The sequence below is a fragment of the Collinsella aerofaciens genome (assembly GCF_902501475.1).
Classification (GTDB): domain Bacteria; phylum Actinomycetota; class Coriobacteriia; order Coriobacteriales; family Coriobacteriaceae; genus Collinsella; species Collinsella aerofaciens_AL.
In genome coordinates, this window is sequence record NZ_CABWIF010000018.1 from 1 (window position 1) to 22,169 (window position 22,169).

General features: G+C 62.4%; 15 protein-coding genes. 7 read left to right on the plus strand and 8 right to left on the minus strand.

All coding sequences use genetic code 11. The features are described 5' to 3' along the window. Positions 1–450: 450 nt before the first annotated feature. On the plus strand, positions 451–1,542 hold the full coding sequence (locus GDJ93_RS04840) for a GGDEF domain-containing protein (protein ID WP_226812474.1): 1,092 nt from the start codon (positions 451–453) through the stop codon (positions 1,540–1,542). A 43-nt stretch (positions 1,543–1,585) separates the two neighbouring features. On the opposite strand, the gene GDJ93_RS04845 is transcribed toward GDJ93_RS04840, so the two are convergent. Further along, positions 1,586–2,464 carry a LysR family transcriptional regulator gene (locus tag GDJ93_RS04845; protein WP_226812476.1) on the minus strand — a complete coding sequence of 293 codons (879 nt, stop codon included), beginning with the start codon at positions 2,462–2,464 and terminating at the stop codon, positions 1,586–1,588. 231 nt (positions 2,465–2,695) lie between these two features. Between GDJ93_RS04845 and GDJ93_RS04850 the strand changes: the two genes are divergently transcribed. The 4 genes from GDJ93_RS04850 (at position 2,696) to GDJ93_RS04865 (ending at position 8,570) form a co-directional block, all read left to right on the plus strand. Further along, the gene (locus GDJ93_RS04850) at positions 2,696–3,577 is read left to right on the plus strand and encodes an SDR family NAD(P)-dependent oxidoreductase (protein WP_118934451.1); all 882 of its coding nucleotides are present in this window, start codon (positions 2,696–2,698) and stop codon (positions 3,575–3,577) included. Between the two features lie 66 nt (positions 3,578–3,643). Beyond that, positions 3,644–4,900: an MFS transporter gene (locus GDJ93_RS04855; RefSeq protein WP_152067944.1), complete on the plus strand. Its 1,257-nt coding sequence runs from the start codon at positions 3,644–3,646 to the stop codon at positions 4,898–4,900. 69 nt (positions 4,901–4,969) lie between these two features. Next, complete coding sequence (locus GDJ93_RS04860; RefSeq protein WP_117655361.1) at positions 4,970–6,010, plus strand: Gfo/Idh/MocA family oxidoreductase; 1,041 nt, start codon at positions 4,970–4,972, stop codon at positions 6,008–6,010. 412 nt (positions 6,011–6,422) lie between these two features. Then, the gene (locus tag GDJ93_RS04865; RefSeq protein WP_152067945.1) at positions 6,423–8,570 is read left to right on the plus strand and encodes a Tex family protein; all 2,148 of its coding nucleotides are present in this window, start codon (positions 6,423–6,425) and stop codon (positions 8,568–8,570) included. A 382-nt stretch (positions 8,571–8,952) separates the two neighbouring features. On the opposite strand, the gene GDJ93_RS04870 is transcribed toward GDJ93_RS04865, so the two are convergent. Together GDJ93_RS04870 and GDJ93_RS04875 are read right to left on the minus strand one after the other, a co-directional pair. Next, positions 8,953–9,657: a transaldolase gene (locus GDJ93_RS04870; RefSeq protein WP_264297879.1), complete on the minus strand. Its 705-nt coding sequence runs from the start codon at positions 9,655–9,657 to the stop codon at positions 8,953–8,955. A 193-nt stretch (positions 9,658–9,850) separates the two neighbouring features. Further along, positions 9,851–10,678 carry an HAD-IIB family hydrolase gene (locus GDJ93_RS04875; protein WP_152067947.1) on the minus strand — a complete coding sequence of 276 codons (828 nt, stop codon included), beginning with the start codon at positions 10,676–10,678 and terminating at the stop codon, positions 9,851–9,853. Between the two features lie 75 nt (positions 10,679–10,753). Here GDJ93_RS04875 and rlmKL point away from each other — a divergent pair, with 75 nt between their 5' ends. Then, positions 10,754–13,318 (plus strand): bifunctional 23S rRNA (guanine(2069)-N(7))-methyltransferase RlmK/23S rRNA (guanine(2445)-N(2))-methyltransferase RlmL, encoded by a 2,565-nt coding sequence (gene rlmKL / locus GDJ93_RS04880; protein WP_152067948.1) that lies wholly within the window; start codon positions 10,754–10,756, stop codon positions 13,316–13,318. A gap of 94 nt (positions 13,319–13,412) precedes the next feature. Here the strand turns inward: rlmKL and GDJ93_RS04885 are convergent, their stop codons facing one another. The 5 genes from GDJ93_RS04885 to GDJ93_RS04905 all read right to left on the minus strand — a co-directional run bounded on the left by GDJ93_RS04885 (position 13,413) and on the right by GDJ93_RS04905 (position 19,188). Then, the gene (locus GDJ93_RS04885) at positions 13,413–14,126 is read right to left on the minus strand and encodes a response regulator (RefSeq protein ID WP_226812477.1); all 714 of its coding nucleotides are present in this window, start codon (positions 14,124–14,126) and stop codon (positions 13,413–13,415) included. Positions 14,127–14,130: 4 nt separating this feature from the next. Then, positions 14,131–15,756: an ATP-binding protein gene (locus GDJ93_RS04890; RefSeq protein WP_152067950.1), complete on the minus strand. Its 1,626-nt coding sequence runs from the start codon at positions 15,754–15,756 to the stop codon at positions 14,131–14,133. 113 nt (positions 15,757–15,869) lie between these two features. Beyond that, the gene (locus tag GDJ93_RS04895; protein WP_152067951.1) at positions 15,870–16,094 is read right to left on the minus strand and encodes a hypothetical protein; all 225 of its coding nucleotides are present in this window, start codon (positions 16,092–16,094) and stop codon (positions 15,870–15,872) included. A 31-nt stretch (positions 16,095–16,125) separates the two neighbouring features. Next, a complete protein-coding gene (locus GDJ93_RS04900) occupies positions 16,126–18,153 on the minus strand; it encodes a KUP/HAK/KT family potassium transporter (RefSeq protein ID WP_152067952.1) in 2,028 nt (675 codons plus the stop codon). 159 nt (positions 18,154–18,312) lie between these two features. Further along, entirely contained in the window at positions 18,313–19,188 is an 876-nt protein-coding gene (locus GDJ93_RS04905; protein WP_152067953.1) for a nitroreductase family protein, read from the minus strand. 214 nt (positions 19,189–19,402) lie between these two features. Here GDJ93_RS04905 and GDJ93_RS04910 point away from each other — a divergent pair, with 214 nt between their 5' ends. Then, positions 19,403–21,703 carry an LTA synthase family protein gene (locus tag GDJ93_RS04910; protein WP_152067954.1) on the plus strand — a complete coding sequence of 767 codons (2,301 nt, stop codon included), beginning with the start codon at positions 19,403–19,405 and terminating at the stop codon, positions 21,701–21,703. The last annotated feature ends 466 nt before the right edge of the window (positions 21,704–22,169 follow it).

The following is a 22,169-nucleotide window of genomic DNA, read 5'->3' on the forward strand; positions in this document are numbered from 1 at the left end:
CTACAGGCGGCGGGGGCGGACAGGCCGCTCCGGTGGAACTCCCAGAGAATCCCCTCGCGCTCCTCTTTCGTATACATCGGACTCCCTCCTGGACCCAGATTGGGTCCGAGATTTTGTCCGAGGTCCCCCGTTTCCCGCTGGACCCCCTCCGGGAAACGGCATCCCATTTCAAGGGGGTAAACCGGGATGTGATTTCCCCTAACGGCACCTTTGGGAAGCCGCATCCCACTCTAGACGCACAAAACGGGATGAGCTTTCCCATGGTGATCCAAGACCAGAAGCATGTCCGATAGCGCGGCCAGGTCAAGAACAACAAGGCAAGCGTCACGCCAATTTGGACGAGCGTCTGCTGCAGTTTGAGGCTGCTGGCCCATATGGTAGAGTTAACCACCCATGAATTTCAGCACACTGCGTGCTACCTGTTCTTTTGTCATTTAGGGGAGTGAACTTGTGAATACTTCTGTCGCCAAGAAGGCCGGCCAGGCGGTGCGCCTGCTCATGATGGTGCTCACGGCAGTTCTCATCTTCTTCTTCATCAATGTTATGCTGCTCGTCTCCGATATCCAGGGCACGGCGCGTGTGGTCAACTACGCCGGTCTGGTGCGCGGTACCACGCAGCGAATCGTTAAGCTCGAGGATGCGGGCCAGCCTCAAGATGACCTGCTCAAAGCCGTGGATTCATACATCAACGGTTTGCGTTACGGAAGTGACGACCTCAACCTCGTCCGTCTCGACGACGATGAGTATCAGGCAAAAATGACCGAGCTTGCAAATTATTTTGATGAGCTTTGCACCGAGATCATCCGCGTGCGCGAAGTCGGCTATGAGAACACCGACATCATCTCCATGAGCGAGGAGTTCTTTGGCATTTGCGACGATGCTACGCGACTCGCAGAGGACTACTCTCAGGAGAAGGCGTCGGCGCTCAACTATCTCGAGGGCTTGGTGATCATCGACATCGTGGGCTTGGTGGCGACCTTTGCGGTCGAACTCGTTCGCGCGGTGCGCACCGCCGCGCTCAATCGCGAACTGCAGAGCAAAGTCTATCTCGACGAAGCCACGGGGCTGCCCAACAAGAACAAGTGCGAGGAGATCTTGGGGCAGGAGCAGCCTGTCTCCGCGGAGGAGCCCGTTGCGGTGTGCGTCTTCGACCTTAACAATCTGCATATGGTCAATAACAACTTCGGCCATGAGAAGGGCGATGAATACATTCGCTCTTTTGCCCAACAACTGGGAAGTGTGGCGTCGGAGACGTGCTTTGTGGGTCGCGACGGCGGCGATGAGTTTATCGCGGTGCTGCGGGATGCCGACCGAGCCGCTGTGGAATCTTGTCTCGCTCGGATTCGCGCGAACGTGAACGAGTATTCCGAAGTCCACCCCGATATGCCCATCAGCTACGCGGTGGGCTATGCGCTTTCCAGCGATTTTGACGAGCCGCCTACCATGCGCGAACTCTTTTCCCAGGCCGACAAGAACATGTACGTCGATAAGAACCGCGTAAAGACAGCCGAGGCAGCCGGGCCGCAACGCGAGGACCGCTAAACCCGTAGCAAAGGGTAGCTAATTTGGGACGGGACTCTTTTGGCTACTTGAGGAGTTGTGCCATGGCGTTGACGAATTTTTTGACTTGGAGGGTGGGCTCGAGCGGATAGTGCAAAAAGACCGGCACCTCACGGCCGCACAGGAACGGCACGCCCACAAAGGCCGGGTGCACCCCCGACCACGCCCCGCAGGTGAGCACCGCGTCGCCCTTTTCCTCCGCCTCGTTAAAGAGCGCAAAGTCAAAGCTGTCCACGTCGATCACGTCAACGCCGCCGTCTGCCAAAAGATCGATACGCAGGCTGTCCATGGCGTCGTTGCCGTGGCGGAGCACGCGCAGACGCATGCCCTCCAGGTCGGCAACCGTGATGCGATTCTTGCGCGCCAGCGGGCTCGTGCGCGGCAGGTCGATATAAAACGGCACGTTAACGATGCGGAGCTTTTGACAGGCATCACCCCAGCGTGGGGTCGAAAAACTCGATTGCACCACATCGACCTCGCGACCGAGGCTGCGCATGACGGTCTCGCGCTCGTCATAGAGGTCGCTTACCGGCACGATCTCAAATCGCAGCGACGGTTCCAGATCGTGGATGCTCGACCACATCGACAGCGTTTGGCGCCCCGGGCACATCATCGACACGCCCAGGCGCACGGCACCGCCATCGCCCGCCGCGCGTCGGGCACGGCGCAGCGCGTCCTCGGACTGCCGCATGATCGAGCGCGCGTCGTCCACCAGCAGGGCACCGGCCGGCGTCACCTTGACACCCGAGTGCGAGCGCTCGAACAGCGTGATGCCGAACTCGGCCTCGAAGCCCGACACCTGCTTGACGAGTGCCGGGGTCGACACGCGCAATTTTGCCGCCGCACGCGAGAAGCTTCCCAGCTCCGCGGCGGCCGATATGGCCTCAAGTCGTCGATCGTACACGTCAATCTCCCGTTTTCGCGTCTGTGGCCACATGATGCCACAGGGGTTGTTTTCGCAGGTCACGCGCTCAATTGAGAAAAACTGCATCGCACGGTGTAAACCTATGGTTAACGCCATTCTAACAAATATGCAATTCACCTGCGCAAATGCAAAGCATACGATAACCAGCGAAAACCACGTGGGTCGATTAATGGGAGCGACCCACCGGGAGGCACAAGAAGGGAAGTTCCTATGAGCAATTGGCTTAAGCTCGAGGGCGATGTCTGCGCCGTGACTGGCGCGCTCGGCGGTATGGGCGTCGAGATTTGCCGCGAGTTCGCCCGCAACGGCGCCAACGTCGTCCTGCTCGACCTGGACGAAGAGAAGGTCAAGGCCGCTGCCGCCGACCTCGCCGCTGAGTTTGGCATCCACGCCGAGGGTTACAAGATGAACGCCACCGACGAGGCCGAGGTTCAGGCTGCCGTCGACGCCACCATCGCCGACTTCGGCCGCGTCGACGTTCTCGTCAACACCGCCGGCATCCTGCGCTTCGCAGCCATGGAAGACCTGCCGCTGAGCGACTGGGAGCAGGTACTCAACGTCAACCTCACCGGCTACTTCATCACCTCGCAGCGCTTTGGTCGCGAGATGATCAAGGCCGGCCAGGGTCGCCTGGTGCACATCTCGACCGTCGCCAGCCACTCCCCCGAGACGTTCTCGGGCGTGTACAGCTCCACCAAGGCCGGCGTCAACATGATGTCCAAGATGCTCGCCGCCGAGTGGGGCCCCTACGGCGTGCGCTCCAACTGCGTCGAGCCCTGCTTCGTTAAGACCCCGATGTCGGCCAATTTCTACGCCGACCCCGAGGTCGAAAAGAGCCGCAGCCGCCTGATCGCCACGCGCCGCATCGGCGAGGTCAGCGATATCGCCAACGCCGTCATGTTCCTGGCGTCCAAGCGCTCGGACTTTACCACCGGCGACGCCATCAAGGTCGATGGCGGCTTCTCCAATATGATGGGCGACCTCACCGCCAAGCCCGGCGGCCGTCGCGCCTATGCCGACAACTACCTCAAGAACAAGGGTGTCGAGCTTTGGTCCGATGAGTCCGGCGTCGCAAAGCCGACTGACCAGTAAACCAACCTGACAGGGAGGCCCCGCGGACACGCCCGCTCCTCCCCCGTATCGATTAGAAAGAGTCCAATGGCTTCCACCAACTCCAACAAGGGTCGCGCCGTCGTGCTTTCCGCCGCATGCGTCACCATGTTCTTCATCAGCTCCATCGCGCTGTATTCCGTCGTGAGCAAGAACCTGCTCGCCGTCTACCCCGAGTGGTCCAGCGCCCTTACCTGGGCCTTCCCGGTCTTTCAGACCATCATGGCCGTGACGGGCATCTTCGCCGGCCGCATCTCCGACAAGATCGGTCCGCGCAACGTCGTGATCGCCGCCGCCGTGTGCTACGGCGTGGGTTGGTTCATGTCCGGCACCGTCACCGAGCCGTGGCAATTCTACCTGTGGTTCTCGCTCGTCGCCGCCATCGGCAACGGCCTGGGCTACAACCCCGCGCTCACCACCGGCCAAAAGTGGTTCATCGACAAGAAGGGTCTCGCCTCCGGCATCACCCTGGCCGCTTCGACCGCCGGTCCCGCCGTGCTATCCCCGGTGCTCGCCTCGCTGCTCATCCCGAGCTTGGGCATCTTTGGCGCCCTCAAGGCACTCGGCGTCATCTTCTTTGTGATGATCGCCGCCTCCGCCCTGTTCCTGAAGGCCCCCGAGGCCGGTTGGCTGCCCGAGGGCTTCGAGGCCCCCAAGGGCGGCGCACATGCCGGCACCTTCGGCGACCTCACCCCGGGCGAGATGGTCAAGACCCCGCGCTTCTGGGTCCTCATCGTCACCTTCGCCTTTGCCGCCACCGCGGGCACCCTGCTCGTGGGCAAGGTTGCCTCCATCGCCGCCGTCCAGCTCTTCGCCGACCCCACGAGCGCCGCGGCCGTCGCCCTCGGCGGTGTGGTGGTCTCCGTCAACACCTGCGCCAACCTGGTCGGTCGTCTGTCCTTTGGCCAGATCATCGACAAGCTCGGCGCCTATAAGTCGCTGCTCATCAGCCTTGTCGTCACCATCGTCGCACTCGTCATCATGTCGATGAGCTTTACGCAGGCCATGTTCTTTGTGGCGCTCGCCCTGCTCGGCTTTAGCTTTGGCGCCCTGCTCGTCATCTACCCGCCGCTCACCGGCGGCGCCTTCGGTACCAGCAACATCGGCGTCAACTACGGCATCATGTTCCTGGGCTATGCCGCTTCCACCTGGATCAGCCAGCCCATCACCGCCGTGCTGTATCACGCCGAGGCCGGCAGCGCCGCCTACCAGCAGTCCTTCTACGGCGCCATTGTGATCGCCGCCATCGCCGTCGTGCTCACCGTCTACATGATGGTCTCCGACAGCAAGAAGAAGTCCGCCTAGTTTTACCGATGCGACAAAGGGACAGCCCCTTTGTCGCATTCCACCGGTCACCAGTATTAAGGAGTCGAAATGTCTGAGCTCAACCCCGTCCGCATTGCCGTTATCGGCGCCGGCGCCATGGGCCGCAACCACATCCGCTTTGTCACCGAGGAGCCCGAGGCCGAGCTCGTCGCCATCGCCGACGCCTTTGAGGGCGCCCGCGCCACGGCCGAGGCCGCCGGCGTGCCGTTTTACACCGATCCCGCCCAGATGATGGACGAGGTCAAGCCCGAGGCCGTCATTATCGCCACCCCCAACGACCTGCACCTGGGCGTTGCCCGCGAGGCTGTGAAGCGCAATATCGTGCCGCTGGTCGAAAAGCCGATCTCCAACGATCTCGAGGATGCCCAGGCCTTCGCCGCCGAGGCCGAGACCGCCGGCGTGCCCGTGCTCGTGGGTCAGCACCGTCGCCACAACCCCTTCGTCAACAAGGCCAAGGAGATCATCGAGTCCGGCGAGCTGGGTAAGCTCACCGTATCGAGCTTCCACTACATGATCTATAAGAATGACGAGTACTTCGACGTCGAGTGGCGCCGCAAGAAGGGTGCCGGCCCGATCCTGGTCAACCTGGTGCACGACGTCGACCTGCTCCGCTACCTGCTGGGCGAGCCCGTTGCCGTCCAGGGCATGCAGTCCAGCGCCGCCCGCGGTTTTGAGACCGAGGACTCCGCCGTGGTCAACGTCCGTTTTGCCGATGGCGCGCTCGCGAGCATGACCATCTCCGACGCCACCGCCAGCCCCTGGAACTGGGAGGCGACCGCTCGCGAGGATCCGCAGTACCGCCCCTTCGACGCCGACGCCTACTTTATCGGCGGAACCTTGGGCGCCCTTTCGCTGCCCCGCCTGCACCAGTTCTCCTACGACGGCGCCTCTAACTGGCACAAGCCGCTGCAGATGGAGATTCCGGCCGTCGACCCGGCACTGCCGCACAAGATGCAGCTCAAGCACTTTGTGAAGGTTGTCCGCCGCGAGGTCGAGCCCGTCGTGACCCCCGCCGATAACGTCAAGACGCTCACGCTTCTCAACGCCATCAAGGAGGCCGCCGAGACCGGCCAGCTCGTCGAGCTGTAATGCCTTAAGAGCGACCGCGGCAGAAACCCCATGCCGAGTCCCTTCGGTCCGCCACCAACAAGCCCCTCTTCTTTGCCCTGCGAGCAGCCTCCTGCCCGCGGGGCATTTTGCTACCTTGCCGACGATTTTTCTGGGGCGGGGGCTATTTTGCACCTCGGCTTGATTCGTTCGCCACGAAATGGGCCTATCTACTACGTTTAACCGATTACCCTCAACCATGCCGAATTTTGCGAAATTAAAACCGCAGGTAGACGGCTTGCGTATTCTCGGAAAACCGGGGGATGGTCGACCCATACGGGTTAAACGTAGTAGATGGGTCATTTTCGTGGCCCGGCCCCAAAACAGTCTTTTGGGACGGGTGGTATCCTTGGTAGCTCTGTGCTGCAAACGCACCTTTACCGCAAGGAGTTTCATGGATCTTATCGCCCAGCTTGCCCGCGAGCTCAACCTTAAGGCTGGCAACATCGAGGCAGCCGTCAAGCTCATCGACGAGGGCAACACCATCCCCTTTATCTCGCGCTATCGCAAGGAAGCAACGGGCGGCATGGACGACGTTGCCCTGCGCGCACTCGACGAGCGCCTGTCCTACCTGCGCAATCTTGAGCAGCGCAAGGAGGACGTCATCCTGCTCATCGACGCCCAGGGCAAACTCACGCCCGAGCTCGAGCAGCAGATTCGCGAGGCCACGCAGCTCCAGCGTGTCGAGGACCTCTACAAGCCCTACCGAAAAAAGCGCATGACCCGCGCGCAGAAGGCCCGCGAAGCCGGCCTGGAGCCGCTTGCTAACATGATCATCATGCAGGCATCCGCCAAGGGCAGCGCGCTCGACGCCGCCGCGGCATACGTCAACGAGGAAGCCGGCTTCGACACGCCCGAGAAGGCGCTTGCCGGCGCAGCGGACATCGTGGCTGAGACGGTAGCCGAGGACCCCGAGAACGTCGCCGACCTGCGCGCCTTTACGCAAAACACCGCCGATATCGTCGTCGAGGCCACCGATCCCACCGAGAAGACTCCCTACGAGCCGTACTACAGCTATGACGAGCCACTGCGCCGTATACCCAACCACCGCGTGCTGGCTATCGACCGCGGTGAACGCGAGGGCAAGCTCCGCGTGCGTGTGAACGTCGACAGCGCCGACGCCACGGCACGCCTTGGAAGCCGTTGGCCCCGTCGTCAGGGCGTGTTTGCTCCCATCTTCGATGCCGCCATCGCCGACGGCTACAAGCGCCTCATGGCCCCCTCGCTGGAGCGCGAGGCCCGCGCCAAACTCACCGTTCGCGCCCAGACCGAGGCCATCAACGTCTTTGCCAAGAATCTCGAGGGTCTACTCTCGGCACGCCCCGTGCGAGGCGCCCGCGTGCTCGCGCTCGACCCGGGCTACCGCACTGGCTGCAAGGTCGCCGTCATGGACGAGACCGGCAAGCTGCTCGACCACGGCGTGGTCTACCCCACCAAACCGCGCCACGACGTCGCCGGCACTAAGCGCGAGCTCGCCCGCCTCGTCAAGAAGGACGACGTCAACACCATCGTCATCGGCAACGGCACCGCCAGCCGTGAGACCGAGGAAGTCGTCTCGGAGTTCATCGCCGAGCAGGCGCCTGGGCTGCGATACGCCATCGTCAACGAGGCCGGCGCGTCGGTGTACTCCGCCTCCGAGCTCGCCAGCCAGGAATACCCCGACCTGGACGTCACCGTGCGTGGCGCCATGAGCCTGGGCCGTCGCCTGCAAGACCCGCTGGCAGAGCTCGTCAAGATTCCGCCCCAGTCCATCGGCGTGGGCCAGTACCAGCACGACCTTGACCAGGCCGAGCTCTCGCGCACGCTGGGCCACGTGGTGGAGGACGTCGTCAACCGTGTGGGCGTCGATGTAAACACCGCGAGCGCGAGCCTGCTGGGATACGTATCGGGCATCACGCCGAGCGTGGCCAAGAACATCGTGGCCTACCGCGAGGAAAACGGTGCCTTCACCGATCGCCGCCAGCTCAAGAAGGTCCCCAAGCTGGGACCCAAGGCATACCTCAACGCCGCGGGTTTCCTGCGCATCAGCGGCGGCAAGAACCCGCTCGACGCCACGAGCGTCCACCCCGAAAGCTACGAGGTGGCCACGGCCGTCCTGGAGCGCGCAGGTGTGGCGGCCAGTGAGCTCAGCCGTGGCGGCGTGCCCGACATCGAGCGCCGTCTGGGCAGCATCTCGGCGCTGGCAAGCGACCTGGACTGCGGCACCCTGACGCTCATCGACATTGTCAACGAGCTCAAGAAGCCCGGCCGCGATCCGCGAGACGACGCGCCCGAGGTGGTCTTTAGCCGCTCAGCGCTTTCCATCGACGACCTGGAGCCCGGCATGGAACTCAAGGGCACGGTGCGCAACGTCGTCGACTTTGGTGCCTTCGTCGACGTGGGCGTGCACCAGGACGGCCTCGTGCACATCTCCAAACTGGCCAACCGCTTCGTCAAGCAACCGAGCGACGTGATGCGCGTCGGCGACACGGTCAGGGTGTGGGTCGAAAAGGTCGATCGCGACCGCAAAAAGATCTCCCTCACCATGGTGCAGGGGAAGTAAACCGCCTAAAGCAAGGGTCCCCCCTCTCGCGACGTACAGAATCGCGAGTATTCTGCAAATTCCGCCGTTCCGGATGCCCCCCAGAGGCAATAAAGTCACAAACAGCCCCCGTTTTAGCGTCGTCAGAGCCAAAACGGGGGCTGTTCCGTGCTTCAGCTAGCTGGTAAAAGCCTTTACCTTGCTGAATACTCTCAATTTTGCACGGCGCAGGCGGGGGTACCTTTGTCCACGGCAGAATATGGAAGCCAATCACCAGCCTACCGGCAAGTTCGTGTCGGCAGCCCCGGCCTTTCCTTTGCCTAGCGCGACCCTCGCGAAGCGCGTGAGCGATAGGGAAAGGAAAGGCCGGGGCGAACAACCCGCGGCGTAGCCAGTGTTCGCGCTACGGCAGGATATGGAAACCGAGCAAGGCGATATCCTTGGCAAAGCCGCGCACGGTGTCGAGCGAGACCTCGTACGGGTCACGGCCGATGTTCTTGCGCTTGGCCAGGATGCTGTTGGGCACCGTAATAATCTGGCAACCGCAGGCTTCGGCCTGATAGATGTTGATGAGCTCGCGCGTGGATGCCCACAGGACCTCGCAGTTGGGCTTGACGGCGGCCTTCTTAACCGACTCCGTCACAAACGGAATGGGATCGACGCCGGTATCGGCAATGCGGCCGGCAAAGAGCGAGATGATGGACGGCGTCTCGGCGTCAACGGCCTCGACCATCTCATCGACCTGCGTAGGCGTAAAGATGGTAGTGACGTTGACCCTGATACCGTCGGCCGAAAGCTTGCGGACCAGCTCAGCGGTGGACTCGCCCTTGGTGGTCACGCACGGAATTTTGACGTAGACGTTCTCGGCCCAGGTAGCGATCTCGCGGGCCTCGACCTCCATGGTCTCGACGTCGTCGGCAAAGACCTCAAACGAGACGGACACATCGGTGATGTGAGCCAGAACCTCTTTGGCAAACGCGCGGTAATCCATCACGCCGCCCTTCTTCATAAGGGACGGGTTGGTCGTGAAACCCTGAACGTTGCCGTTCTCGTACATGTCGAGCATGCCTTCGAGGTTTGCACCGTCAGCGAACACCTTGATTGCCATCTGCCTGATTCCTTTCGTTAGCATACGACCGATAAACTGCTAAACACTTTACCTACGTTTATCAAGGCGTGAGCTGCGGTTTTTTATCTTCTCGGCGAACGGTATAAACACCTCAGTGTTTGGATTGATAAATCGATTGAGCATGCAAAAGCAAAGAGTCGCAGTTTGAGCAAACGTCAGAACGCGGGATTCATTAGATGAGGCCGAAATGCTGCATCGCTGTGACGGTGCCGTCGTGTGCGACATCGTCGGTCACGTAGTCGGCGACCGCCTTGACCTCGGGCATGGCGTTGCCCATGGCGACAGCCGTCTCGACCGCAGCGAGCATGCCCAGGTCGTTACCCGAATCGCCGAAGCCAAAGGTGCGCGCGTTGCCGGTGCGACCCAGGTATTCCAGCGCTCGCGCCACGCCCACGCCCTTGTCGATGCCCTTGGGGCTCAGCTCGCGATTCTGACCACCGGTGTTGCACAGCTCAAACTCGCGATCGATAAAGCCATCATCGTTGGCTACGCGAGCCAGGTCGCTCGCGACGATGCCTACCTTGCCCACGCGCAGACGGCCGTCGACGCGCATTTCCTCGGTGCTGTGCACCACAGAAGTGCCGATCAGAGACGACTGCTCAACGCCCGCGGGTTCCAGGGCAAAAGTAGCCACGTTGGTCTCGAAAAAGGCTTCAATCCCTGCCGCGACCATACGGCGAGCGAGCTCCGCAACAATGTCTTCGTCAAAGCAGTCCTCATGCACCACGCGGCCCTCGACCTCGAGCGTGGCGCCTGCCATGGCAACGATGCCCGCGGGGTCGAGCGCACGCAAGCTGTCCGCGATGAGCCACAGGGGACGACCCGTGCAGATAAATGCCTGGTGTCCCGCGTCGCGCAGACGATGAAACGCCTCGACGACCGTCTGCGAGGGGTGAACCGCCGAAAAGTCCTTGTCGGTCATGTTGTCGGGATCGAACGACGTCAGCGTGCCGTCCACGTCAAAAAAGAGCACGGCGGAATCGGGGCACGCATCAATCATATGGGTTCCTTTCGGGGGCGAGAGTAAACGAAGTATCCATCATATAATGGAGCGACGCAACCAGAGAGGTCACCCATGGAATTTTACGCAAGCTGCCCCGAGGGCTTTGAGTCCGCACTCGCCGATGAGCTTAAACGCCTCGGGCTTTCGCATGTTCGCCGGCTGAAGGGCCGCGCTACATTTGAGGGCGAGCTCGAAGAAGGCTACCGCGCCTGTCTGTGGTCGCGCCTAGCGAGCCGCGTGTTTGCGGTGCTCGGGCGCTTTGAGGCGCAGGATGCCGACGAGCTGTACGATAGCGTTTACGACATCACCTGGGAGACCATCATCCGCCCCGGCGCCACCATCGCCATCACCGCCCGCGGCGTGACCGAGCAGCTGCGCAACACGCGCTTCTCGTCCCTGCGCGCCAAGGACGCGCTGTGCGACCGTCTGGCCGAGACCACGGGCCGTCGCGCCGATGTCGACGTTGCCGATCCCGACGTTCACCTGTTGCTTTCGCTGCGCCAGCGCCGCGCGAGCATCAGCCTGGATCTTTCGGGCGACCCGCTGTTCAAGCGCCTGCCGCCCGCGGCGACCCGCGCCGGCGAGGGTACGCACGTGCTGCGCCCCGACTACGCCGCCCTGGTGCTTTCGCAGGTCGGCTGGACCATGCTGTGCGAGCGCGAGCTGACGGCCGACGATTACGAGAACGAGGCTCTGCCCACGCTGATCGACGCCTCGTGCGCCGGCGGCGGCCTGCTGCTGGAGGCCGTGAATATCCTGACTGACCGTGCACCGGGCGCCGCCCGCGAGCGCTGGGGCTTTGAGGGCTGGCAGCTGCACGACGCCGCCCTGTGGGAGCAGCTGCTTACCGAGGCACGCGAGCGCGAGGCGGCAGCACGCGAGCGCCAGGCACGCATCGTGGCCGTGGATGTTGACCCCGCCGCCCGCAAGACCGCTGAGCGCATGGTCAAGTGCGCCGGCTACAAGCGCTTTGTCGATTTTTGCGCCGCCAAGTCCGCCACCGTGCTGGACCACGCGGGCGCCGTCGCCGGTGCCGCCGTGATCGCGGATACGACCGAGACACCGCTTTCGCTCATGCACGACGCCATGACGCTGGTCGGCGAGCTGCGCCGCGCGCCCGAGCTTGCCGCGGCGCCGGTCGCCGCACTCACCCGCGACGGATTGCTGGCCCGCGCGCTCCACGCCGAGCCCGAGCGCTCGATTGCCGTCATGCCCAACAACGAGGAGGCGACCGTCGAAGTCTGGCCTTCGCTCGACCACGCCGCCGCAGCGTTTGAGGCTGCGACCAGCGCGGATGCTGAGGGCGAGACTGCGGGCGCCGACGACGTCATCAGCGACGAAGCCCCCGCCATGCCCGAGCCTGCCGCCATGCTCGACCTGGGCGACGGCAAGCCGCTGCCCGTGCTCATCCCGGAGTCCGAGCAGTTCGCCAACCGCCTGCGCAAGAATGCCCGTCTGCGCCGCAAGTGGGCCAAGCGCGAGGGCGTGAGCTGCTACCGCGTCTACGATGCCGACCTGCCCGATTACTCCGCCGCCATCGATCTGTACGAGGGCTGCCCGCAGACGCCGGGACGCTGGCTCGTCATCGCCGAATACGCCGCGCCCAAGACCATCGACCCCGCACTGGCCCAGGCCCGCATGCTCGACATTCTAGCCATCGCGCCGCGCATCCTAGATGTTCCGGCCGAGCACGTGCACGCCAAGGCCCGCATGCGTTCGCGCGGCGGCTCGCAGTACGGCAAGCAGGGCGCCGGCAAGGGCGGATCGGGTGAGGGCGCCAATATCGCACGCCGTCGTCTGCCGCTCATCGAAGAGGGCGGACTCACCTTTGCCGTCAACTTTGACGACTACCTGGATGCTGGCATCTTCCTGGATCATCGCGTCACGCGCAACCTGGTGCGCGAGCACGCCAAACAGGCGCGCCGCTTCCTCAACCTGTTCGCCTACACCGGCACCGCCACCTGCTATGCGGCAGACGGCGGCGTCGAGGAGACCGTGACGGTCGACCTTTCCAACACCTACCTGGACTGGGCCGAGCGCAATATGCGCCAGAACGGCTTTGTTGGTCCGCAGCATCATTTTGTGCGCGACGACGTGCTCGCCTGGATTCGCGACCAGCGCCAGACGCGCAACCGCTGGGACTTGATCTTTGTCGACCCGCCCACGTTCTCGAACTCGTCCAAGATGGGCCGCCGCACCTGGGATGTCCAGCGCGACCATGTTGAGCTTTTGGCCGGCGTATCTCGCCTGCTTGCACAGGGCGGACATGCCATCTTTAGCTGCAACCTGCGCGGCTTCCGCCCCGAAACGCGCAAGCTCGCGCGCGCGGGCGTCGTGCTGGAGGACATTACGGCACAGACCATCCCCGAGGATTTCGCGCGCAACCAGAAGGTGCACCACTGCTATATCGTGCGCCGACTGCCCATCGAGGACGCCATGGCCGAGGTCGGCTTTAGCGCCGAGGAGATTGCCGAGCGAACCGAGGAGCTGCGCAACCCCGAGGCGCGCAAGCCTCGTGCAGCAGCGCCCGCGCCCACGCAGGCCGGCAACGGCAAATCAAACTTTGCCGGCAAACCCTCCCCTGCCGGCAAGTCCAAAAAGAAGAAGTTCTACGCCAGCAAGCCCAAGGGCAAATAACAAAGTTGCGGTGGAATACGGACTGTTTTACCTGGAATTAGGCAAATATAGACCGTATTTCACCGCAACTCATAGTGGGATGGCGGACGCCGTCCTACCCTTGGGTGACCAGGCGATAGCCGATACCCACGTGCGTTTGGATATAGCGCGGATGCGCGGGGTCGGACTCAATCTTCTTACGCAGCGTGCCCATAAAGACACGCAGGCTCGCCAGGTCGCTCTTGGTTGCCGTGCCCCAAATCTCGTGCAGGATAAACTGGTGCGTCAGCACCTTGTCGGCGTTGTGCGCTAGCAGGCATAACAATTTGTACTCAATCGGTGTCAGATGCAGCTCCTCGCCATCCATCGTGGCGATGCCGGCATCAAAATCGATATGCAGCTCACCGGCATCGAACGAGCCCTCAGAGGAAACACCGCCCGTTTGCGCATACGAAAGGCGTCTGAGCGTCGTGCGAATGCGCGCGAGCAGCTCCTCGACCGAAAACGGCTTGGTCAGGTAGTCGTCGGCGCCGGCATCGAGCGCGCGAATCTTGTCCGCATCCTCGCTGCGCGCCGAGACCACAATAATCGGCATACCCGACCATGCGCGCACCGATTCCACCACCTTGACGCCGTCCATATCGGGCAGGCCCAGATCGAGCAGCACGATGCTCGGCGCCTGCGATGAGGCGGCAGCGATAGCGGCATGGGCGGTCTCCACGGCCATATGACGCAAGCCGTGCGCCTCGAGCGCGGCAACGATAAGATTGCGAACGGCGGGGTCGTCCTCAACGACCAAGATGAGCGGTTTTACGGCAGAGTTCGGCACAGCGCTACTCCTTATCAAACGAAACATCGGCGACGGGAAGCTCAATCGTAAAGACCGAGCCGTGCGGGTCCGCCGCGGCAACCTCTATGCTACCGCCATGCGCCAGCGCAATGGAGCGGCAGAGCGAAAGACCCAGGCCCACGCTGCGGTGGCTGTCGGCAAGACCGTGGTTGGCGGTGTAGAACGACTCAAAGATTCGCTCGCGGTCCTCGGGCGCAATGCCCGGGCCGTCATCGGCCACCGAGCACGCCACGCGTCCATCGTCGACGCCAATCGAAATCACGATATGCGAGCCTGCGGGCGTATAGGTGATGGCGTTGTTCACCAGATTGACCACCAGCTGCACCATCAGGCGCGCGTCGACGTTGACGAGCGCCGGCTCATCGCACGCCACCACCTTAAGGTCGTGCTCGCGCACGGCAGGGTTCACGTGGCGCAGTGCCTCCTCGACGATATCGTCCATGAGCTCGAGCGTAGTCGACAGATGCATGCCGCCGCCCTCGAGCTTGGTGATGGCGAGCAGGTTCTCGACAGTGGCGTTGAGCCACAGCGCATCCGAGCGAATGGATAGAAGCAGGCCGCGGCGCGTCTGGGCATCGAGCACGGCGGTGCCGGTCGAGCCCTGGTCGAGCAGCACGTCGGCATTACCCGAAATACTGGTGAGCGGCGTGCGCAGATCGTGCGAGATGGAGCGCAGCAGGTTGGCGCGCAGCTGTTCGTTTTTGGCGAGTACCGCCGCCTCCTCGCGGGCCTCCATGGCGCGGGCGCGGTCGAGCGCCAGCTCGCCTTCGCTCACGATGGCATCGGCAAGTGTCCGCTCCTCATGCGTCAGCACGTCGGGCTCGGCAACGATGGCCAGCACGCCCACCACCGAGGCGGGGTCGCCCGAGCGCACGAAGCCGTCGCCCGTGCGAACCGTCAGGTAGATGCCATAGAACGCCGAGCCGCCAAACGTGGCGTCGAGCGGCGTTCCCACGTAGGCGGACGCCGAGAGCCGCGGCGGCATCTGCGGCGCCAGCTCGTGCACCGGCGCGGCATCGCCCACGGCTGTGTACGTCGCACGCGGCAGCAGGTCATCGCCCTCGGCGTCGGCGCTGTACCACACGACCGGACAGCCCGAAAGACGCGCCAGCTGCGTGGCCATGGCGTGAACGATCTGATGCTGATCGGCGCACCGCTGCAGCATGCGGTTGGTCTCGAGCACCATATGCGTGCGGCGGTCACTAGCGGCAGCCTGTGCCAAGGCGCGGCGCAGGGCCAACGCAATCGAGCTCGACACAAGCGAGACCACGAACATGATGAAGAACATGCCGGGATAGCCGCGGTCGATAAGCGACAGCGAGTAGCGCGGGTCGACAAACAAGAAGTTGTAGAGCGCCACGGCGGCAGCCGAGCTCAGCAAGCAATACAGGCGACTCCAGGTAAAGAATGCGCACAGCTGAACGGCGAACACATAGACGATCATGATGCTCGGCGCGAGACCCGGATGGTCGAGCAGCGCGCCCACAATCGTCGCCGCGACCAGCAGCCCCACCGATACGCAGGCGTCATACAGAGGAGTGCGGCGCGTCAGCGTTGTGCGCCGCCACCAAAAGCTATCGGCAATATCACCGTCCGTACGGACGTCCATCAGCGCCCCGCCCCTCTCTCAAAAACAAAAACCACCACAAAGGGGACAGGCACCTTTGTGGTGGTTTCCCCTTGTGGTGGTTCCAAGTGTATAGCCTTTGCAGCCTGCGATCGTTAGACAAACAGCACGTGCGCGAGCAGCGCGCAAACGCACGCCACGGCAAACACCGTCACCACGACCGAAATCACACGATCGGCCATGTCCATGTTGGCACGATTCGTAAAGAACCGATCTTCGGCGGCGTCGACGCGCGCCTCACGCACCATTTCGACCACCGCCTCACGGCCATCGAGCGCCTTTGCATCCATGTTTGCCTCCCCGGCCTCAATCTTGTCCATCGAAAACCAACTCCATGCAGCCTGTCGTCGACTACGGCCGCTCGTTGGGAGCCAGGCGCTGCATCTTGTTCACGGCCTTGAACTTGGTGAACAGCGGCACGTACTCAAAGCTCACGTTGGAGTTCTCCAGGCCGTACCAACGCGCGGGCGTGCCGGCGGCGCGGCGAATGATGTACTTGAGCGTGATGGCCGTACGCTCGCTGGGCTCCACATCGCTTTCGGGCGCCAGAAGCTTACGGATCAGGACGAACTTGAACGTGCCGATGTTACCCGGATCCTTGTAGACCGAGTAGTCATGCGTCTGCGGCGGCAGCTCGCCGGTGGCAGCCAGGTCCTGAACAACCTGACGCAGGTAGGCATTGACGCGCTGGTTGATCTTGTAGCCCAGGTACAGGTGCACGCGGAACACGTAGTCGGTGCCGAACGTCTCGACCGAATAGGCAAAGGTGTGCGGTTCGTCCATGGTCTCGACATTCACAAACCACCAGGCGCGGGCACGCTTGGGATGCTTGTCCAAGATCGAATAGACGATATCGCGGTCGATGTAGTCGGTATGGGTGTCCTTGGTCAGGTACACGACGTTGTCGCTCATGCGCTCGTAACGGTCGTCGTCGCGCAGGCGCTTGAGCTGCGGCAGGTAGCTGCGCAGCGGCAGCAGCGTAAACTGGCGCTGCTCGACCGCCGTGCCGTTGTACCAGCACACCATAATGCCCATGATGAGTGCAGCCATGAGGATGGTGAAATAGCCGCCGTGGAAGAACTTGGTGAGCGAGCTCACGAAGAAGAAGCCTTCGAGCAAAAGGAAGAAGGCCGCGAAGATCCACGGAGCAACCTTGAGCTTGCGCTCCTCGTGCAGGTAGAAGAAGAGCAGCAGCGTGGTGCACATCATAGTCAGCGTAATGGCAAGGCCGTACGCGGCTTCCATATGCGCCGAGTTCTGGAACAGCAGCACCACGATGACGCAGCCGACAAGCATGACGTTGTTGACCATGGGGATGTAGAGCTGGCCCTTGGTCTCGGCAGGGTAGAAGACCTGCATGTGCGGCATGAGGTCCAGACGGCTGGCCTCGGACACCAGCGAGAATGCGCCGGTGATGAGCGCCTGCGAGGCAATGATGGCCGCAACGGTGGAAAGGCCTACGGCAAAGGTACGCAGGCCCGGGGCGAGCATCTGGTAGAACGGGTTGAGGTCGGCAATGCCCATGAGCTCGGGGTTGGCAGCGTTGTTCATAAGCCAAGCGCCCTGGCCCATATAGGAAAGCAGCAGGCAGCACTTAACGAACGGCCAGGTAGCGTAGATGTTGCCGCGGCCGACGTGGCCCATGTCAGAGTAGAGCGCCTCGGCACCGGTGGTGGCGAGGAAGCAGCTGCCCAGAATCATGATGCCCGCGTGGTTGTTGGGGCTCAGCAAAAAGGCGATGCCGCGAACCGGGTTGAGGCACAGCAGCACGGCGGGGTGCTGGAAGACAAAGAACAGACCCGTGCCGCCCAGGAACAGGAACCACAGCGTCATGATGGGGCCAAAGGCGTGACCGATCTTGGCCGTACCGATGCGCTGTACCAAGAAGAGCACGATGATGATGGCGAGCGTAATGGCGACGACGCGACCCTGGTCATCGCCCAGCACGGCATGGACCGCCGGGATGGTGCGCAGGCCCTCGATGGCCGTGGTAACGGTAACGGCAGGTGTCAGGATGCCGTCGGCGAGCAGCGCGGCGCCACCCAGCATGGCGGGGATGATAAGCCACTTGCCGCAGCGCTTGACCAGACTGTACAGGGCAAAGATGCCGCCCTCACCATGGTTATCGGCGCGCAGCGAGATGAGCACATACTTGATGGTGGTCAGCAGCGTGACCGTCCACACGACAAGGGAGAGCGCGCCAAGCACGAACTCCTCCGTCACACTTCCGATGCCGCCGTTGCCGGCAACGAGCGCCTTGGTTACATACATGGGGCTGGTGCCGATATCGCCATACACCACACCCAGCGTGACGAGCATCGCCGAGATGCTCACAGGAATCGCAGCGTGCGAGGCTGCCTCCTTGGCCTTTTGTTCCATAAGCCGGTTTCCTCCCAACTTTAATGTTCGAAGGGATTATAGGTAATCGACCTGCGCTTGCACGGCACCGTTTTCCCAGCTAGATAAACATTTATACGGCCTTTAGGCCACTACGGCGATATGGAATGCGACAAAGGGACTGTCCCTTTGCCTCATCTGTCATTTTCCGAGCCAGTTTTTGAACCACCACTCCATGGAGCGGCTCATCTCGGCCATAAAGGGACTCGTGTGTTTACGGGTGTAGATATCCACCACGCGCTCGCCCACCTCGCGGGCATGCGGGCGAAACATCGTGTCCATCTCGGCCACCTGCGCATCCATAGTCGCAGCGTCCGCGCGGCGGTAGCGCTCTTCGTGCACCAGGTTCACCACGGGATGCGCAATCGCCGGACGCTCCTTGCGGGGTGCGCCGATGATGAGCATCGACAGCGGCATGGTATAGGGCGGCAGACCGAGCAGCGCGGCAACTTCCTCGGCATTCTCGACGACATCGCCGATATAGCAGCTCCCCAGCCCCAGGGCCTCGGCGGCAACCACGGCGTTTTGGGCGGCGATCACGGCGTCCTGGGCCGCGATGGCAAAGTCGCCCAGACCCGGTGCACGACGGGGCGACTTGCCCGTGCGCTCGACAAACTCGGACTCAAAGCAGCCCACATGCTCAAACAGATCGATCCACTTGGCATAATCGACCACAAATATGAGTGCCCAGGGCGCCTTGGCAATCATGGGCTGGTGGTCGCACAGGTCGGCCAGGCGGTCGAGCGTAGCCTGCTCGCGAATGCTCACGATGGAATACATCATCATGGCGCCCGCCGACGGCGCACGACTCGCCGCATGCAGAATCGCCGCCCGCTGCTCGTCGGTCACCGCCACGGGACGGTCGTCGTCATCACGCGCGAAGGCACGCGTAGACGAGCGATGCTCCAAGATGTCCAGCACCGCATTGCCCGTGGTCTCGACCGGATAACCGTTCGCATCCACGCCCGCAGCTCCGTCGCAGCACTCGGCACCCGTCATACAAACCTGATCGCCCATAGCTCTATCCTCGCCAATTCTTTAAGAAGCCTTTACGTTTCCGTGTAATTCCCGTCCATTATCGCGCAGGTCACCACTACATTGCGCCACACCGCCGCACATGCGCGTTAATATGGCTGGTTGTTGTGCGCAGCCCGCAAATGCAGCGCATATTTAGGTAACAATCGGGTAAACCCCCGCTTTCGTAGGTTTTAAGTTTGTGAGGAGTCTCAGCATGTTCGCTGCCGCCATCTCGCTCGTCGGTCTTGCGGCGACCGTCTACCTTGTTTTGCGCGAAGCCAAGGCCATTCGCGCTCAGTCGGGCACCGTTGCCAAAAGCGCTCTTGGGTGGAGTGTCGCCTTCGGCCTGTTCCAGGTCTTTTTGACTATTTGGGGCGCCGTGGGCCTCGTCGCTCAAAACGAGCCGCTCGCCTTTGTGATGCTCATCCTGACCAACGCCATCCTCACCGGCTGCGCTTGGGCCAGCATCGCACGCGACCGCATCGCCCCGCGCGTCTTTGCGTTCGCCGCGCCCGACGCCCCCGCCCCCACCGGCAAGCTCGCCCGCCTGCGCGGCGCCTTTGTGGGCAAACCGCTCGTCGCCGCCGTCCTGTGCCTGCTGCTCGCCGGCGTCTTTGCGCTGCTGGGCATGGAGGTCTCGTCCAACCACGACTTTACTTGGGTCTACCCCCTATGCATCCTGCTCGAGTGGGCCATCATCACCACGCTCATGGTCGGCCTGTTCTTCCTGTTCCAGCGCCACGGCGCAGCTTCCGCGGTCCTGGCCTTTGCCCTCTTTGTCCTGGGCATTGCCGAGTTCTTCGTTATCACGTTTAAGTCCATGCCCATCCAGCCGGGCGACCTTTCGGCCATCTCCACCGCCGCCGCGGTCGCCGGCACCGGCTACACCTTCTCCATCTCGCTGTTCTGCGTGCTGTCCATGGGCTTTACCGCCATCGCCATGCTGCTGTGCGAGTACGCCGGCCTGGTGGCACCGCACCGTCAGAAGGGCGCCGCCAACGCCAAGCGCATGCTGCTCACCAACCTGCTCGTGGCCGTGCTGTGCCTGGGCGGTGTGACCGCGCATGTTACGCTCATCGACTACTACAACACTCTCGGCATCACCGTCTACACCTGGCGTCCGCTCGAGAGCTACTGGCGCGAGGGCTACCTGCCTGCCTTTATTAGTGCGGCACAGTCCATCAAGCCGCCCAAACCCGCCGACTACTCCGTCGACGATGCCAAGGCCACGCTCAAAAAGTACGCCAAGGCCTACGACAAGTCCGACGCGGCCAAGAGCGACGAGCGCGCCGCCGCCCAGGAGCAGTTCGACAGCGAGAAGCCCACGGTCATCGCCATCATGAACGAGACGTTCTCGGATCTGTCGATCTACCAGAACATGCGCGCCGGCTACGAGGGTCCGCAGTACTTTAAGAGCCTGTCCAACTGCCTCAGCCGCGGCAAGCTCTACGTGAGCGCCTACGGCGGCGGCACCGCCAATACCGAGTTTGAGTTTATGACCGGCAACTCCATGACCAACCTGGGCTCGGGCGTGTACCCCTACACCATCTACAACATGGAAACGACCGGGAACCTGGCAGAGCAGTTCAAATCGCTCGGCTATTCCACCACGGCCATGCACCCCAACCACGCGACCAACTGGAACCGCGAGAACGTCTACAAGGACTTTGGCTTTGACCAGTTCCTGTCCATCAACGACTTCCAGGGCGCCGATACCCTGCGCGGCATGGTGACCGACCAGGCGACCTACGACAAGATTCTTGAGCTGCTCGACCAGAACGCCGATCCGCAGTTTATCTTCGACGTGACCATGCAGAACCACTCGGGCTACGACACGGGCCTGCTGCCGGTCGACAAGCAGATGCACCTGAACATCGACACGACCGACCTGGACGCCAAGACCGTAGAGGACGGCACGCTCTCCGATGTCGACGAGTATGTCTCGTGCATCGAGCAGTCCGACCAGGCGCTGCGTTACTTCCTCAACGCCCTGAGCAAGCTCGACCGTAAGGTGGTCGTGGTGTTCTGGGGCGACCACCAGCCGTTCTTCCCGTCCAAGTTCAATGACAAGTGGTTTACCGGCGAAGACGATGCTACGCATCAGGAACGTCTGTGGCAGACCGACTACATCATCTGGGCTAACTACGACGTTGCCGGTTGCAACCAGACGAGTGAGGTCGACGACCTGTCCACCAACTACCTGTCCACGCAGCTGATGCAGCTAATCGGCGCCCCGCTGACCGACTACCAGAAAGCGCACATGACGCTGCGTAAGTCGCTGCCCGCCATCAACTCGGTGGGCTACGAGGACGCCAGCCTGCGCTGGGCGCTCTCCTCCAACGTCACCGGTGACGACGCCGCTGCCGCAGCCGCAACCAAGGCGCGCGAGGATTACGCCAAGATGCAGTACTACGAGATGTTCCGCGACGGCAAGAACGTCTATACGGAGCACTTCCAGACCGAGGCCAACGAAACCGACCCCAACCTGGCGCCAGGCACGACCAAGATTAAGTAGCTGCTAGCTGCTGAGCCACAACTGAAACGTCTGTCCAGGCGGAGGCATATAAGGTTCCCTGCTCGGACAGTCCTGCGCAAGACGAAGGCCACGTTATGTGGCCTTCTTTGTTTGCGGAAAGTGTGTCCCGGAATTCTTGTCTGGAATGGGATGCAGTTTCCGCTTGGGACCCGATTGGGAAAGTGTGTCCCACTATTCAGCTGGATTCCGGGATGTATTTTCCGGTTGAGGCTCGTTGGGAAAATGCGTCCCACTTTGGGGGCTGATTCTGGGACGTGGTTTCCGGTTGGCTCTCATTGGGAAAGTTCATCCCATTTCCCGCCTAATTATGGGACGCAGGGGACCTCGGACGTTTTTCCGGACCATGTCGCGGCGCTATGCCGCATGGCCTCTCTCCTCGCGATACTCCCTAATGGTCTTCCATCCTAGGTCCTTCTTGAGCTTGCCGTCCCTGTACCACTCGATA